The following is a 16,261-nucleotide window of genomic DNA, read 5'->3' on the forward strand; positions in this document are numbered from 1 at the left end:
CTCTTTATTTTTAAATATTATTAAAATTCCATTTTCATAGAAAATGCAACAGTTCTAGGATCACCTAATACACTTCCACTTGTCCAATAAACTTTATCTGTTAAATTTTGTACAGTTAGATTAAACGTTGTTGGATATTTATCAATTTTTGTTTTATATCTAATTCCTGCATCATAAAGTGTATAAGATGGTAAAATATCAGTATTTAGTTGATCAACATATTTTTTACCAGTATAGTATGCTCCAGCATTTATAGATAAACCATTTATATATGAGATATTATACTCTGCAAATAATTTTGCCATCTTTGTTGCCGTACCAGTTGGTTTTTTACCTTCAATAGTTTTATCACTATGTTTTTCTACACTTAAATCCATCAAAGTTCCACCACCCATAAGTGTCAGATTATCCGTAATCTTTCCTGTAATTCCAAGTTCTAGTCCTTGATGTATAGCTTCTCCATCTTGAGTTAAAGTTGGTTTTGGTGTTGTTGTATTATCTTCATATTGGTTTGCTTTTTCTATTCTAAATAGTGAAGTAGTTAATAAAGCTTTTTCATCAAAAAAACTATATTTTGTTCCAACTTCGTATTGTTTACTTACATAAGGGTCTAATATTTCTTTAGCATTTTTATACCAACTTCCTACAATAGTCCCTTTTTCTAAACTCTCCATATATGTAGCATAAGTTGTAAGATTTTCAAATGGTTTATATATCAAAGATAATGTAGGAGTAAGTTCAGATACATCATATTTTGAGCTTTGTACACCATTACTATAACTTGTATTTACAATAGTTGCATAATTTGCTCCTACTAAAGCACTCCATTGGTCATTAAATACAATATCATCTCCAATTAATATATTTTTATATTCGGTTCTCTGAGTAGGTTTTAGTGTTTGAGTTCCTATAATACCACTATTACTCCAAAAAGAACTATCAGGCTTAGAAAGATTCTTTAAATCATTTAAATATATGTTATTAGTAAATCTATAATAAGTATAAGCATCTGATGATTCATAAAGTTTTTCTGAATTTAAAGAGTATCCCATAGTTAAAGTGTGATTTACAATTCCAGTATCAAATTTTGAATCAAAGTAGATATTGGCTCCATAATTTTTTAATTTTTCCCAAGAATTCCTCCATACATAAGAATCTTTTGTTACATAACCATTTTCTACAAATAAATGCATATCACCTCCTCTATGTTTATTCTCTTCATAAAATAAATTGCTTCTTAAAGTAAAAATATCATTAATATCCAATCTTATACTATTTTCTATCTTTTGTAATTTCGTTTCATCCTCCATCCAATCAGGACTATAAATTTTATTCTTCTTTACACTTTGCCTATCGATTGAATGAAAAAAGCCATCTGTTCCTTTTTTTAAAATATCTTTATAAGAATATTTTATATCTGTATAAAAGTTATCAGTTGGTTTCCAATCAAATACTAAACTTATAGCTTTTTGTTCTTTTGTAGAAGTGTCAGATAATTCTCCGTCTTGATAAAATGCATTTATTCTATATCCAAAAGTATTATCTTCATTAAACTGTCCACCTAAATCAATATGAGAGTAATATGATTCATTTCCATAACTACCTATTGAGATATTTCTTAAATCTTTTGTTGTTGGTTTTTTAGTTATATAATTAACTGCTCCTCCAACTCTTCCTCCACCATATAAGAATCCTGTTGCTCCACTTATGATTTCAACTCTTTCTATATCTTGCATAATAGGTGTACTCGTCCTATTATCAGCATAGGGTATTCCATTTACAATAGGGTTACGTACTTCAAATCCACGAATTGTAGGATATAAATTATCACTAACATATGATGTTCTTGCAATTTCTTGAGTTGTTGCATTCATTTTAAAGATTTGTTGCATATCTTTAGCTTGAACATTTTCGATTAAATCTTTTGAAATTATACTCATTGAGTATGGAGTGTCTTGTAGTTTTCTTTCATTCCAAATACCGATTCCAGATGTTTCATCTACTAGGTAGCCTGATTCTGCACTTCCATTTTTATAATTAGAACTAGAAACAGAAATTTCATCTAGGACAGTAGTATTACCAAAGTTTTGATATTTTGGTTTTTCTATTATGTAAATTATGCTATCTTCTTCGATAGCTTTGAGATTATGTTCTTCTAGTACGCTATTTAGATTACTTAATACCGTACCCCCCCCCGAAACCTAACTTTTCTGAATCTACTATTTTATTCTTCAAATCTTTTGATTTTGAAATATATGTTACATTATATTTCTTTACTATATTCTCTACTGCTTCTTGCAAACTTATATCTTTTGCATTTAACATTGTTCCACTTAACATCATTGATGTTACAACTGACATGAAAACTCTTCTTTTCATCTTAAATCCTTTGTATTAATTTTGAGAATTTGTTTCTCTATATAGTAAGACGATTTAAATGAAAAAAATGGACAATTTTTACAAAAGAATTTTAAAATTTGTTAGTTGGAGTTACTTTTAGTGACAATTTGAGAGTAAATTTGAATTATAGAATTATATTTCTAAAATTCAAATTTATGATTTATCTTTGTCTTAAAATAATAATTGTAGCAATAACAGACAATAAAATTCCAGCTAAAACTCCAAAAGTTATAGTTTGTCCTTCAAATAAAAACATTATAACAGCAACTATTGCAGGATTTAGATAAATATAAGCCATAAGTTTTTTAGGTCCTAAAATCAAAGTTGCTTTTTGATATAAAAATAGCGTTATTATAGTAGTTCCAATAACCAAATAGAGTAAAGAATAAAAATGATTCAATTCTATTTTATTCCAATCATAAGGTATATTTAAAATTTGCATAGTTAAACTCATCCATACAATTCCACCTAAAAGTGTAGCAAAAACTAAAACCAATAATTCATCTTTTTTACTATATAAAATCTTTATAAATATAGGATATAAAGCCATAGAAAATGAAGCAATTAAAAATACAATATCACCTTTATTTAAACTCAAAGTTAGAAACAATCCAAAATCAGCTTTAAATACAACAATACAAGTAGAAATAATCCCTAAAATATATATAAATAGCTGTTTTAAAGGTATTTTTTCTTTAAAGAAAAATATACACAATATTGCAGTCATCAAAGGTACTAAAGTATATATTGTAGCTGTATTTAAAACTGTTGTATCTTCCAAGGCTTTTAGCATACCTATAAAATATAAAGTATAAACTAAACTCACAATCAAAGCTTTTGGAAGTATTTGGAATACTTTTATCAATCTAGCTTTGTTAAAAACAATAATTGGTGATAAAAAAAGTAGTGCCAAAACAAATCTAAATAGAGTTAAAGATGTTGGGTCAATAACATTTGCTAGTTTTTGTGAAGCCAAAAATGACCCAGCAATTAAAATAGTTGCAATAGTTGCTAGAATATGAGCTTTAAAAGTTTCACTCAAATCAATCCTTTAAATTTTTATTTTTATTTTATCTAAAAGAGTATAAAATAGATGTCTTTAAAGCAGAGACGACTCTGCCTCTTTACTCATCGAGGACGGCCTCAATTTTCAAATAAAGGATTTTTATGAGTTGGTTCATACTATTTTTGGCTGGACTTTTTGAAGTTATTTGGGCTATTGGTCTAAAATATAGTGAAGGTTTTACAAAATTAACTCCTAGCATAATTACTCTTGTTACTATGATTATAAGCTTTTATCTTCTTAGTCTTGCCCTAAAATCTCTTCCATTAGGAACTGCTTACGCTGTTTGGGTTGGAATAGGAACTATTGGTACGGTTATTGCTGGAATATTTTTGTTTGGTGAATCTATGAATATTATTAGAGTAATTAGTATTTTATTTATTTTATTGGGTATTATAGGACTAAAACTTACTACAAACTAAAAGTGTAGATAAATGTTGTTCCAAAGTTTTCTTTGGATTCAACATCTATTTTTATACTATTCTTTTTACAAATATTTTTTACAATACTAAGCCCTATTCCAAAACCACCAGTTATATTATCGCCTCTATAATATCTTTCAAAAATTGTACTAGTATCTTTTATACCAACACCTTCATCTTTGAAAATTAATTTTACAAAAGCACCCTCTTTTTCCAAAGTAACATATATATTTGAGTCATTTTTTGAGTATTTTATAGCATTTGATAAGTTATTATCAATCAACCTAAAAGCTTCTATTTCATTGAAATATATATTTATATTTGTTTGTATATTTTTATGAAAAACTATATTTTTACTTACTGCTAAGTCATTAAAAAATTCTACTCTTTTTTCCAAAAAGTTTGAAAAATCAATATTAGTTTTCAAATCTTTTACAACATTTTGTTGCATATAATACTCTAAATCTTCATATATAATAGTCATATTTTTGAGTGCGGATTTAACTCTTAAAATATTTTTATCATTTCTTAATCTTAAAGATAGCATATCTGTATTTATTCGTGCAACTCCAATAGGAGTTTTAAGCTCATGCATAGCATCTTTTAAAAATTCATCAAGATAAATATTTAATCTTTTATATGGCTCAATACTTTGTTTTATCACAAAAAATGAGAGTAAAAATATAAAAACACTCACAATTAAAAGAAGAATCAAAGCATTGTATATAACTTCACTATAATCAATATTTTTACAAACAACCAAAAAAGAAGCTCCTAAAATATTTGATTCTAAATACTCTTTGTAGCAAAATTTATCATTGAAATTTTTAAAATCTTCATCAAAAAGTTCTATTGAACTATTTGAATAAAAAATCTCTTTTCTATTTTCATCAAAGATACTTGAAAAAAATATGTTTGATCTTGGATAGTAGAAAATATTGTTATTTTGTTTTTCAAAATTTTCTATTTTTAAAACAATTTGATTTGAATAGTTTTGTAAATCTAGTTTATCTTTAATATTTTGGTTTTTTATAGTTGCATCAATATAAAAATATATTGGAATAAAAGCTATAAGCAAACTTATTGCTACTTGAATTACAATATACTTTATTTCTAGTTTGCTATCTATCAATTTTATATCCTAAAAATCTCTTAGTTTTTATAAAATCTTTGTGAGTTTTTTCTCTAACTCTTTTTATACACATTCTAATATCTGCATATGATATCTCTTTATTTTCCCAAACATTTTCATGTAAACTTTCAATAGAGGTAAAAAATCCTCGATTTTGTACCAAAAAAGCTACAAGTTCAATCTCTTTTGAACTTAAATCTACAATATCATCATCTTTATATAAAAGAGATTTCTTGACACTATATTTAAAATCCAAATCTAATTCTATAAAATCATCATTTACTTGAAAATGATTTTTTATAACTTGTTCTATTCTAAATTTCAGTTCTATCATATCAAAAGGTTTTCTTATATAGTCATTGCACCCTAAAGTATAACCACGACTTAAATCTTTTATATCAGTAAGTGAAGTTAAAATAATAATTGGCGTATCTATATTTGCCTCTCTTACATACTTTACAAGTTCAAAACCATCCATTTTGGGAACTCTGATATCTAGTAAAAGTAAATCATATTTTTTATCAAAAATAGCATGTAAGGCATCTTCACCATTTTCAAAATCATCAACTACAAAATCTAACTCTTCTAAAAACTCTTTTATAGATATTTTATATAAATAATCATCTTCAAGTAACAAAACTTTTATCATTTTATTATTATCTCTTTTCTTTGACTATTTTTAAAATCTTTTTTTTCTTGTTTTATACTAATATCTCCTAAATAATCATATTTTGGTAAATATGAGAAATTATTTATATTTTTATCAAAACATATTACTAAAACTCCAACGCTACTATTTTCAAAACTTCCTAAAGGAATTTGAGTAATTATCCTATCATTTGTCTCATAATAAAATTTATCATTTTTCAAATAATTTGTGTTTTTGCTCAAAGTTTCAAACAAAGTTTTATTGAAACTATTTTGTAAAACTACAAAATTTTCCAAAACTTTATTGTTGTTATGATATTTTGCAATATCCAAATATTTTGTTTCAAGTAAAACAATGCTTCCTATACCAAAAGCTTTTAATCTTTCAATCAAAAAACTAAAATCTACAATAACTTCAACAGAACCTATAAAAACACTATTTTTATCAAAAATAGGAGCAATAGCTTTTATATTAAATCTTTTACCTAGTTCACTTGAAACATAAGGTTCTTTTGTATTTTTTACCTTTACAAGTCCTTCTCTAAAACTCTCTAACTTTAAACCAAAATCTTTATCTTCCCAACTTCTAGTAAAAACTTCCAAATCTTTTGTATGGATTTGTATATCAATGTCATGCTTTGTATATGTTTTTATGATTTCTATAAGTTTTACAAGCTCTTTTTTTAACTCAATATGATTACTCTCTTCTAAATTTTTGATAATATCTTGATTTTTAGAGAACATTAAAGCTAAAGATAAAGCTTGATTCTTTTGATTTTCTAATTCATTTTGTGCAATTTGTACTTGATTTGATACTAAAATATCTAAAGTTCTTTGATTTAAAATATTGTTATATTTGTATAAAAAATATAACAATATAGCTATAAATAAAGAAAACAAAATAAAAGTTTTTTTATATGATTTAAAAAGAAGTATCATAAAGATACTCCTTTTTTATTTATTAAGTTTAATAAATTGTCCAAATGGTCCTGTTTTTTTCTCAATTGGATCTATTCCTTCAATATAAGTATCAGGGGCTTTTACCCTTGCATCAGGGAAATCTTTTTCTCTATTTGCTTTTTCAGGTCTTTCGTGTTCGTCTAAATTCATATAAACTGCCACATTATAAGCTTCTTCATCTGTCAAAATTGGATTTTCATGTGTAGCACCTAAAGGCATATTAGCTTTGATAAAATCCATAGCTTTTAGTGTTCTATACATTCCAGCACCCTTATTGTAGCTATCTGGTCCCCAAAGTGGTGGGAACATATATCCATTAGCAAGCCCATCATTTTTGATACCTTCACCATTTACTCCATGACATGAAGCACATTGAGTATCATACACAAGTTTTCCTTTAACTGGATCAGCCTTTGTTGTTTGTATCATTTTTCTATTAACTTCAGCTAAACTCGTTCCTTCAACCTTAGCACCAATTGGCACACCTAAACTTAACCAATACATATAAGCTTCCATAGCTTTCATCTCTTTGCTTTCTACTGGAAGTGGTTTTCCATTCATACTTCTTTGCATACAACCATTTATCCTATCAGCTAAAGTTCCAATAACATCCTCTCTTGGACGATATTGTGGAAAATTTCCATAGATTCCTACAAATGGAGCTGAATAAGCTTTTGTTCCAGCATCCAAGTGACAACTTTGACATGAAAGATTATTACCTGCATATCTCATTTTAGGATCTTCAACTTCTGGACCTATATATTTGTAAGTATGAACAACTAACTCTTTTCCATATTTGATTAAATCTCCAAATTGATTATTTGGAATAGTACTTTCATCTGGAATTTTATACTCTACCTTAGCTCCTTCATATTTGAATCCTATGTTATTTCGCTCTTGAATAAGTTTTTTCTCAAACTTAACAACTTCAGCTGCAAATAATGAACCAATAGCTAGTACAAATAAAGCTGTAACAGTTATAATCTTTTTCATAAATAATTTCCTCCTACTATTTATATAAAAAGACTATATCCTTTGTAGATAACTTGAATGTAACAAATACAATATTATAAATAATGTAAAAACTACTTGCAACCATAAAAACTATAATCACAAGTATTTTTTCAAAAGTTCTAAAACTCCATTTTCATAGAAAATGCTATATTTTTTGCTTCTCCTAAAGAATAAAAAGAAGACCAATACTCTTTCCCCGTTAAATTTTGTACATTTAAATTAAAAGTTGTTGGGTACTTATCTAACTTAGTTTTATATCTTAAACCTACATCATAAATAGTATAAGAAGGGATAATATCTGTATTTTCACTATCTCTATATGATTTACCAGTATAATATGCTCCACCAGATATTGTTAAACCTTTAAGCATAGGAATATTATATTCTGTATATAGTTTTGCCATTTTTGTAGCAGTACCAGTTGGCTCTTTGCCTTCTAATAATTTATTATTTGATTTTTCTATTTCTATATCCATAATAGTTCCACCTGCTATTAAAGTTAAATTATCAGTAACTTTTCCAGTTGCTGTTAATTCTAATCCTTGATGTATTTGTTCACCATCTTGAACATATTTTGGTTGTGGAGTTGCATTATCAGAATATTGATTTGATTTTTCTATTCTAAATAAAGCTGAACTTAAAAGTAAATTTTCAGAAACTGAGTATTTTACTCCAACTTCATATTGTTTACTTACAAGTGGCTCTAAGATTTCTCCTGCATTACTATATATACTACTTACAACTGTACCATTTTCTAAACTTTCCATATAAGTTATATAAGTTGTTAAATCTTCTATTGGTTTATAAATAAGTGAAAATGTAGGAGTTATAGCATCTGAATCATAATATGCTGTTTCTTTTCCTGTTATATTATAGCTATGAGATTCAACTTCTACATAATTTGCACCAATTAAAGCACTCCATTGTTCATTAAAAGCTATCTCATCTCCAATTAAAATATTTTTCTTTTCTGATTCACTAGAGATATATTTCTTACCATTAGAATTTCTTTTATAAATTGGTTTAGAAATATCATTTAGTTGTTCTAAAGTATAATTATTCCCTAAAGTCACCCATTCTAAAGCTCCTTCTCTTCGATGAGATTTATCTTTATATCCAGTAACACCTAAAGTTAGTTTATGTGATAAATTAAAAGTTTCAAAATCAATATCTGAATAAACATAAGTTCCATGTTTTTTTTCTTCTATTGGATAATATCTATAATAAGTAAAACGATAAGTTCCATTATAATTATCATATGAAAAAGGTAAAGACTGATCATATTCTGTTTCTAAGTATGTATATCCTGCTCTAAATTTTACAAAATCATTTATTTGCCATAAAGCTTTTGTTCCAAATCTATTTTGAGTAGTATCTGAAAATGTCCAATTAGGACTATATCCTTCTTTAACATCAAAATTATGTGCTGATTGATTACTCGAAATGTATCCTGTTACTTTATCTATCTTATTTTTTTTAAGGGAAGCATCAAATTGTAAGAGAAACTCATCAGATATATTCAAGTCTAATGCTCCACTAATCAAAGTCTTTTCAATATTCTGGTCTTGGATAGAAGTTTCTCCATTTTGATGGGAAACATTTAATCTATAAGCAAATTTACCTTCTTCATCTATTTTATCACCTAAATCAAGATGGGCGAAATATTGTTCTTTTCCATAATTTCCAATAGTTAAATTTGTAAGTCTTTCATAAGTTGGTCTTTTAAGTACATAATTAACACTTCCACCAACATGAGGGCTAAGTCCATATAAAAATCCAGATAATCCACTTAAAATTTCTATTCTTTCAAGATCATCTGTTGTTGAACTTCTAACATATCCCATAGGAATACCATCTATAATTTGATTCTCTCCAGAATTAAACCCTCTAATTTTAATTGATGAAGTACCAAATGAACCCGAATTTTCTTGTGTAGAATTAAGTTGAATTATAGGGTTTATTTTAAAAATTTGGTCAATATTACTTACAGTATTTTCAAATAAATCTTCTGTGATTACATTTATTGATAGTGGTGTATCCTGAAGTGATTTACCTCTCCAAGGACCTATATCTGATGTTTCTTCTACAAGGTAGCCTGATTCTGCACTTCCATTTTTATAATTTGCACTATTTACAGAAATTTCATCTAAAACAGTAGTATTACCAAAGTTTTGATATTTTGGTTTTTCTATTATGTAAATTATACTATCTTCTTCGATAGCTTTGAGATTATGTTCTTCTAGTACACTATTTAGATTACTTAATACCGTACCCCCCCGAAACCTAACTTTTCTGAATCAACTATTTTATTCTTCAAATCTTTTGATTTTGAAATATATGTTACATTATATTTCTTTACTATATTCTCTACTGCTTCTTGCAAACTTATCTCTTTTGCATTTAACATTGTTCCACTTAACATCATTGATGCTAAAACTGATATGAAAATCTTTCTTTTCATCTTCTAATCCTTTGTATTAATTTTGAGAATTTGTTTCTCTATATAGTAAGACGATTTAAATGAAAAAAATGGACAATTTTTACAAAAGAATTTTTAAATTTGTTAGTTAGAGTTACTTTTAGTAACAATTATTAGTAAATAATCCTGTTTTAAATTTTTTATTGCTATTAGTTATATTTAAAAAAATAGTCATAAAATGTAATAAAACTTCTTTAAAAAAAAGAGTTAAAAAATAAATTATGTAAATAAATTTAATAAAAAGTATAGAGTAACTTCTTTTGAATAAAACTCAATCTTTCAGAAGATAGATAAAAGATAAATTATGTAAATAAAATTTAAAGAAGGTGTTTAAATATGTTTAATTGTGTTGAGAAGGAAGAAATAGAATAAAAAAAAGCCTTCCCTAAAATACTAGAAGAAGTAACTTAGGAAAGGCATTTGTAAAAAGAATACTCAAAGAGTTAGCGGTGACCTACGTTTCCACAAGGGGACCCTGCAGTATTATCGGCGATGAAGTGCTTGACTACCAGGTTCGGAATGGGGACTGGGTATTTCCACTTCTCTGTAACCACTAACAAAGTTGAGTAGTAAAAGCAAATAAAAAGTGAATTATTCATTTTCCATTTTTAACTTTTCATTTAAAAGCTTTGCTCTTAATACTCAACTCAAATATAGAGTTTAGATAAAGATAATGTTAAAGTCTTTTTGTATTTCATATAAAAACTAATGTAAACACAATTATTAAGTATTGTATACTTAATAAGATAGTAAACCAAAGAAATAAAAATAAGCCAAACGTTCTATTAGTACTGGTCAGCTAAACGCCTTACAACGCTTACACATCCAGCCTATCAACCAGCTAGTCTTGCTGGGAACTTCAGGGAAAGTTCATCTTAGAGTTGGCTTCGAGCTTAGATGCTTTCAGCTCTTATCACATCCGTACGTAGCTACCCAACGATGCTCTTGGCAGAACAATTGGTACACTAGTGGTACGTTCATCCCGGTCCTCTCGTACTAGGGACAAATCTCTTCAACTTTCCTACGCCCACGGAAGATAGGGACCGAACTGTCTCACGACGTTCTGAACCCAGCTCGCGTACCGCTTTAAATGGCGAACAGCCATACCCTTGGGACCGACTACAGCCCCAGGATGCGATGAGCCGACATCGAGGTGCCAAACCTCCCCGTCGATGTGAGCTCTTGGGGGAGATCAGCCTGTTATCCCCGGCGTACCTTTTATCCTTTGAGCGATGGCCCTTCCACGCAGAACCACCGGATCACTATGACCGACTTTCGTCTCTGTTCGACTTGTAGGTCTCACAGTCAAGCTAGTTTATGCCATTATACTCAACAAGCGATTTCCATCCGCTTTGAACTAACCTTTGTAAGCCTCCGTTACTATTTAGGAGGCGACCGCCCCAGTCAAACTACCCACCAGACATTGTCCTGATACAAGATAATTGTACGCAGTTAGTAACTCAAATATTCAAGGGTGGTATCTCAAGGATGGCTCCGACTCTACTGGCGTCTAGTCATCATAGCCTCCCACCTATCCTGCACATGAATATCCAAGCTACAGTGTCAAGCTGTAGTAAAGGTGCACGGGGTCTTTCCGTCTTTCCGCGGGTAGGAGGAATTTTCACCTCCACTACAATTTCACTGGATCCCTCTTTGAGACAGCTCCCATCTCGTTACGCCATTCATGCAGGTCGGTATTTAACCGACAAGGAATTTCGCTACCTTAGGACCGTTATAGTTACGGCCGCCGTTTACTCGGGCTTCAATCAAATGCTTCGCTTGCGCTGACATCATCAGTTAACCTTCGAGCACCGGGCAGGCGTCACACCTTATACATCCACTTACGTGTTAGCAAAGTGCTGTGTTTTTGGTAAACAGTCGGGAGGGACTCTTTGTTGCAACCTCTTTGGCTTTTTGAAGCAAGTTCATATACCAAAGTAGGCACACCTTATACCGAAGATACGGTGCTATTTTGCAGAGTTCCTTAAAGAGGGTTCTTCCACGCGCCTTAGAATACTCATCCCACCCACCTGTGTCGGTTTACGGTACGGGCAACATATAATATACTTAGTGGCTTTTCTTGGCACGACAGTATCATCGATTCTCCATCTCCTCCGAAGAGTGTCAAGAGCCTGTAAGATCTCGGTCTAATGTTAAGCGGATTTGCCTACTTAACAACCTACGTCCTTCGAGCCACTATTCCATCAGTGACCTCGATTAACTCTATGCGTCCCCACATCGCGCTTATATGTTGGTATTGAAATATTAATCAATTTGCCATCGTCTACCCCTTTCGGACTCGACTTAGGTCCCGACTAACCCTACGATGACGAGCATCGCGTAGGAAACCTTGGGTTTTCGGCGTTAAGGATTCTCACCTTAATTATCGCTACTCATGCCTGCATGCTCACTTCTATCCGCTCCAACGCTCCTTACCGGTACATCTTCTACGCTGAATAGAACGCTCTCCTACCACTCAATTAAAAATTGAATCTAAAGCTTCGGTGTACATCTTAGCCCCGTTATATTTTCCGCGCAGAATCACTAGACCAGTGAGCTGTTACGCTTTCTTTAAAGGATGGCTGCTTCTAAGCCAACCTCCTGGTTGTCACAGTAACTCCACATCGTTTTCCACTTAGATGTAACTTAGGGACCTTAGCTGTTAGTCTGGGTTGTTCCCCTCTCGACGATTGATTTTATCACCCACCGCCTGACTCCTGTGATTCCACATATAGTATTCATAGTTTGATAGGGTTTGGTACCGCGGTAAGCAGCCCTAGCCCATTCAGTGCTCTACCCCTATATGCTACAACACAAGGCTATACCTAAATATATTTCGGAGAGAACCAGCTATCACGAAGTTTGATTGGCCTTTCACCCCTATCCACAAGTCATCCCAAGACTTTTCAACGTCAGCGGGTTCGGTCCTCCACTGGCTCTTACACCAGCTTCAACCTGCTCATGGATAGATCACTTCGTTTCGGGTCTGCAGCTAGTGACTATGGCGCCCTATTAAGACTCGCTTTCGCTACGGCTTCGTACTTGACTTAACCTTGCCACTAACCACAACTCGCAGGCTCATTATGCAAAAGGCAGTCCATCACCCTGATAAATCATAGGGCTCTGAATGATTGTAAGCTAATGGTTTCAGGTTCTATTTCACTCTGCTCGCTGCAGTACTTTTCACCTTTCCCTCACGGTACTTGTTCACTATCGATCTGTAAGTAGTATTTAGGATTGGAGGGTGGTCCCCCCAGCTTCAGTCAAAATATCACGTGTTCCGACCTACTCAGGATACTATTAAAATTATTGATGATTTAAATTACAGGAGTTTCACCTTCTATGCTACACTTTTCCAAGTATTTCATCTATCATCTTTAATTCATATTATAGTCCTACAACCCCCAATACAAGTATTGGGTTTGTCCTTGTCCGCGTTCGCTCGCCGCTACTTACGGAATCTCTTTTGATTTCTCTTCCTCTAGCTACTGAGATGTTTCACTTCACTAGGTTCGCTCCCCGTAGGGTAATATAACTCTCATTATACTGGGTTGCCCCATTCAGAAATCCACGGATCAACGCTCTTTGGCAACTCCCCGTGGCTTATCGCAGCCTAATACGTCTTTCATCGCCTCTTACAGTCTAGGCATCCACCATTAGCCCTTAATAGCTTATTAATAAATAACTCTTTCAAGTTATTTGCCTTTAAAGTATTAAAAATTAATTTAATACTTTTAGTTTGATAATATTCTTTGGCTACTATCTTATTAAATATATTTATATTTAATAATTTAGTTGTGTTCTATCTATAGTTTTATAATAAATTTAATTTATCACAAATTATTGATATGAAATTTTTTTATTTAAAATTATTTAACTCTACTACAATAAAAAACTCTCATCTTTTATCTTCATATTATTATTTAATCTTACGAAAAAATTTTAAAGACTTTAACATTATATTTTTAAATATCATACTACTTAAAATAACTAAAGTTATCTTAGTAATGTTTTCTAGTTTTAAAAACCAGATATAAACTTTTAATCTATAAAAGCTTATATCTAATTTTTAAATATTAGTTTATATATATGGTGGAGAATAGCGGGATCGAACCGCTGACCTCCTGCGTGCAAAGCAGGCGCTCTCCCAGCTGAGCTAATTCCCCAACAAAACTCTTAATTCTAATATCTCTATTAAAAGTAAAGATTATTTAATGGTGGGCCTATCAGGACTTGAACCTGAGACCTCACGATTATCAGTCGAGCGCTCTAGCCAGCTGAGCTATAGGCCCATTCACCTATATATATTTATTCAAATAATCTTTATAAACCGAACATATATTGTTAATTGTTTTTTTCTTATTCTATGTATTAAGAATCAAATCTTAATACACTTCTCTGAAAGGAGGTGATCCAACCGCAGGTTCTCCTACGGTTACCTTGTTACGACTTCACCCCAGTCGCTGAATCCACTGTGGAAGGTAGCTACTTTAGCATCCCCGCTTCGAATGAGTTCAACTCCCATGGTGTGACGGGCGGTGAGTACAAGACCCGGGAACGTATTCACCGTAGCATAGCTGATCTACGATTACTAGCGATTCCAACTTCATGTAGTCGAGTTGCAGACTACAATCCGAACTGGGAAGTATTTTATAAGATTTGCTCCACATCACTGTATCGCTGCTCTTTGTATACTCCATTGTAGCACGTGTGTAGCCCTGGACGTAAGGGCCATGATGACTTGACGTCATCCTCACCTTCCTCCTACTTGCGTAGGCAGTCTCGTTAGAGTTCTCAGCCGAACTGTTAGCAACTAACGACGAGGGTTGCGCTCGTTGCGGGACTTAACCCAACATCTCACGACACGAGCTGACGACAGCCGTGCAGCACCTGTATGCAAGTTTCTGCAAGCAGACACTAATCTATCTCTAAATCATTCTTACTATGTCAAGTCCAGGTAAGGTTCTTCGTGTATCGTCGAATTAAACCACATGCTCCACCGCTTGTGCGGGTCCCCGTCTATTCCTTTGAGTTTTAATCTTGCGACCGTACTCCCCAGGCGGTACACTTAATGTGTTAACTGCATTACTGCAAGATCTAGTCTCACAACAACTAGTGTACATCGTTTAGGGCGTGGACTACCAGGGTATCTAATCCTGTTTGCTCCCCACGCTTTCGCATCTCAGCGTCAATAATGTTCCAGTAGATCGCCTTCGCAATCGGTATTCCTTCTGATCTCTACGGATTTTACCCCTACACCAGAAATTCCATCTACCTCTCCCACATTCTAGATTAACAGTTTTCAAAGCAGTTCTATAGTTAAGCTATAGGATTTCACTTCAAACTTATCAATCCGCCTACATGCTCTTTACGCCCAGTGATTCCGAGTAACGCTTGCACCCCCCGTATTACCGCGGCTGCTGGCACGGAGTTAGCCGGTGCTTATTCATATAATACCGTCATCATCTTCTTATATAAAAGGAGTTTACGCACCGAAATGTGTCATCCTCCACGCGGCGTTGCTGCATCAGACTTTCGTCCATTGTGCAATATTCCCCACTGCTGCCTCCCGTAGGAGTCTGGACCGTGTCTCAGTTCCAGTGTGACTGATCATCCTCTCAAACCAGTTATGCGTCATTGTCTTGGTAGGCCATTACCCCACCAACTAACTGATACAATACAGGCCAATCTCTTACCAATAAATCTTTCCCTTACAAACTTTTGTTTATAAGGAATATAAGGTATTAGCAAACGTTTCCATTTGTTATCCCTTAGTAAGAGGCATATTACCTATACATTACTCACCCGTGCGCCACTTAGCTGACAGTTATAACAAGTTATAACCCGTTCTCGTTCGACTTGCATGTGTTAAGCACGCCGCCAGCGTTCACTCTGAGCCAGGATCAAACTCTCCATAAATTTACAATGAAAAATAAAAAACTACAAATTAAAAATTACATTTTAATTTACATTCTAAATTCTATCACTCTTTATAGTGTTTGAAACTGACATATTCCATAATTACTCTCTTTTAAACTATATATCTATCTCTAAACATATAACTCTCTATTAAGTTAGTTACAAAATTATCACTCAAGTTATAGACAAGTATTTCAAATAATATCTATTCCTATCTCTAGGTT

10 protein-coding genes, 2 tRNA genes and 3 rRNA genes are annotated in these 16,261 nt (G+C 31.9%); 1 reads left to right on the forward strand and 14 read right to left on the reverse strand.

Annotated elements, in window-relative coordinates; all coding sequences use genetic code 11:
- Window positions 1-20: 20 nt before the first annotated feature.
- The 3 genes from ACNSOS_RS04055 to ACNSOS_RS04065 all read right to left on the reverse strand — a co-directional run bounded on the left by ACNSOS_RS04055 (window position 21) and on the right by ACNSOS_RS04065 (window position 3,442).
- Window positions 21-1,940, reverse strand: coding sequence for a TonB-dependent siderophore receptor (locus ACNSOS_RS04055; RefSeq protein WP_418186036.1), 1,920 nt, complete (start codon window positions 1,938-1,940; stop codon window positions 21-23).
- A 232-nt stretch (window positions 1,941-2,172) separates the two neighbouring features.
- A complete protein-coding gene (locus ACNSOS_RS04060; protein ID WP_418186037.1) occupies window positions 2,173-2,379 on the reverse strand; it encodes a hypothetical protein in 207 nt (68 codons plus the stop codon).
- Between the two features lie 181 nt (window positions 2,380-2,560).
- Window positions 2,561-3,442, reverse strand: coding sequence for a DMT family transporter (locus tag ACNSOS_RS04065; RefSeq protein WP_418186038.1), 882 nt, complete (start codon window positions 3,440-3,442; stop codon window positions 2,561-2,563).
- A gap of 125 nt (window positions 3,443-3,567) precedes the next feature.
- Here ACNSOS_RS04065 and sugE point away from each other — a divergent pair, with 125 nt between their 5' ends.
- Window positions 3,568-3,885 carry a quaternary ammonium compound efflux SMR transporter SugE gene (sugE, locus tag ACNSOS_RS04070; RefSeq protein WP_418186039.1) on the forward strand — a complete coding sequence of 106 codons (318 nt, stop codon included), beginning with the start codon at window positions 3,568-3,570 and terminating at the stop codon, window positions 3,883-3,885.
- Here the strand turns inward: sugE and ACNSOS_RS04075 are convergent.
- The 11 genes from ACNSOS_RS04075 to ACNSOS_RS04125 form a co-directional block, all read right to left on the reverse strand.
- Window positions 3,875-5,017 carry a sensor histidine kinase gene (locus tag ACNSOS_RS04075; RefSeq protein ID WP_418186040.1) on the reverse strand — a complete coding sequence of 381 codons (1,143 nt, stop codon included), beginning with the start codon at window positions 5,015-5,017 and terminating at the stop codon, window positions 3,875-3,877. The genes sugE and ACNSOS_RS04075 overlap by 11 nt on opposite strands.
- Window positions 5,007-5,666 carry a response regulator transcription factor gene (locus ACNSOS_RS04080; RefSeq protein WP_418186041.1) on the reverse strand — a complete coding sequence of 220 codons (660 nt, stop codon included), beginning with the start codon at window positions 5,664-5,666 and terminating at the stop codon, window positions 5,007-5,009. Before ACNSOS_RS04080 ends, ACNSOS_RS04075 begins: the two co-directional genes overlap by 11 nt.
- Window positions 5,663-6,604: a cache domain-containing protein gene (locus tag ACNSOS_RS04085; protein WP_418186042.1), complete on the reverse strand. Its 942-nt coding sequence runs from the start codon at window positions 6,602-6,604 to the stop codon at window positions 5,663-5,665. The genes ACNSOS_RS04080 and ACNSOS_RS04085 overlap by 4 nt, the downstream gene beginning before the upstream one ends.
- Before the next feature lie 15 nt (window positions 6,605-6,619).
- Entirely contained in the window at window positions 6,620-7,618 is a 999-nt protein-coding gene (locus ACNSOS_RS04090) for a c-type cytochrome (protein ID WP_418186043.1), read from the reverse strand.
- 140 nt (window positions 7,619-7,758) lie between these two features.
- Entirely contained in the window at window positions 7,759-9,858 is a 2,100-nt protein-coding gene (locus ACNSOS_RS04095) for a TonB-dependent siderophore receptor (RefSeq protein WP_418186308.1), read from the reverse strand.
- Between the two features lie 41 nt (window positions 9,859-9,899).
- Window positions 9,900-10,100 carry a hypothetical protein gene (locus tag ACNSOS_RS04100; protein WP_418184792.1) on the reverse strand — a complete coding sequence of 67 codons (201 nt, stop codon included), beginning with the start codon at window positions 10,098-10,100 and terminating at the stop codon, window positions 9,900-9,902.
- Window positions 10,101-10,559: 459 nt separating this feature from the next.
- Window positions 10,560-10,676, reverse strand: a 5S ribosomal RNA gene (gene rrf / locus ACNSOS_RS04105).
- Between the two features lie 206 nt (window positions 10,677-10,882).
- A 23S ribosomal RNA gene (locus ACNSOS_RS04110) occupies window positions 10,883-13,795 on the reverse strand.
- A 413-nt stretch (window positions 13,796-14,208) separates the two neighbouring features.
- Window positions 14,209-14,284: transfer RNA gene (locus ACNSOS_RS04115), tRNA-Ala, on the reverse strand.
- Between the two features lie 49 nt (window positions 14,285-14,333).
- Window positions 14,334-14,410: transfer RNA gene (locus ACNSOS_RS04120), tRNA-Ile, on the reverse strand.
- A 109-nt stretch (window positions 14,411-14,519) separates the two neighbouring features.
- Window positions 14,520-16,037 (reverse strand): 16S ribosomal RNA (locus tag ACNSOS_RS04125).
- The 16S, 23S and 5S rRNA genes sit together here with 2 tRNA genes alongside, the layout of an rRNA operon.
- Window positions 16,038-16,261 lie beyond the last annotated feature (224 nt).

Source organism: Aliarcobacter vitoriensis (assembly GCF_048320235.1).
Taxonomy (GTDB): Bacteria; Campylobacterota; Campylobacteria; order Campylobacterales; family Arcobacteraceae; genus Aliarcobacter; species Aliarcobacter vitoriensis.

What these genes read in the sequence shown, in the direction of transcription:
- ACNSOS_RS04055 (WP_418186036.1), bottom strand. Translation starts at nt 1,940, where the DNA reads ATGAGTATAATTTCAAAAGATTTAATCGAAAATGTTCAAGCTAAAGAT.
- ACNSOS_RS04060 (WP_418186037.1), bottom strand. Translation starts at nt 2,379, where the DNA reads ATGAAAAGAAGAGTTTTCATGTCAGTTGTAACATCAATGATGTTAAGT.
- sugE (WP_418186039.1), top strand. Translation starts at nt 3,568, where the DNA reads ATGAGTTGGTTCATACTATTTTTGGCTGGACTTTTTGAAGTTATTTGG.
- ACNSOS_RS04080 (WP_418186041.1), bottom strand. Translation starts at nt 5,666, where the DNA reads ATGATAAAAGTTTTGTTACTTGAAGATGATTATTTATATAAAATATCT.
- ACNSOS_RS04085 (WP_418186042.1), bottom strand. Translation starts at nt 6,604, where the DNA reads ATGATACTTCTTTTTAAATCATATAAAAAAACTTTTATTTTGTTTTCT.
- ACNSOS_RS04090 (WP_418186043.1), bottom strand. Translation starts at nt 7,618, where the DNA reads ATGAAAAAGATTATAACTGTTACAGCTTTATTTGTACTAGCTATTGGT.
- ACNSOS_RS04100 (WP_418184792.1), bottom strand. Translation starts at nt 10,100, where the DNA reads ATGAAAAGAAAGATTTTCATATCAGTTTTAGCATCAATGATGTTAAGT.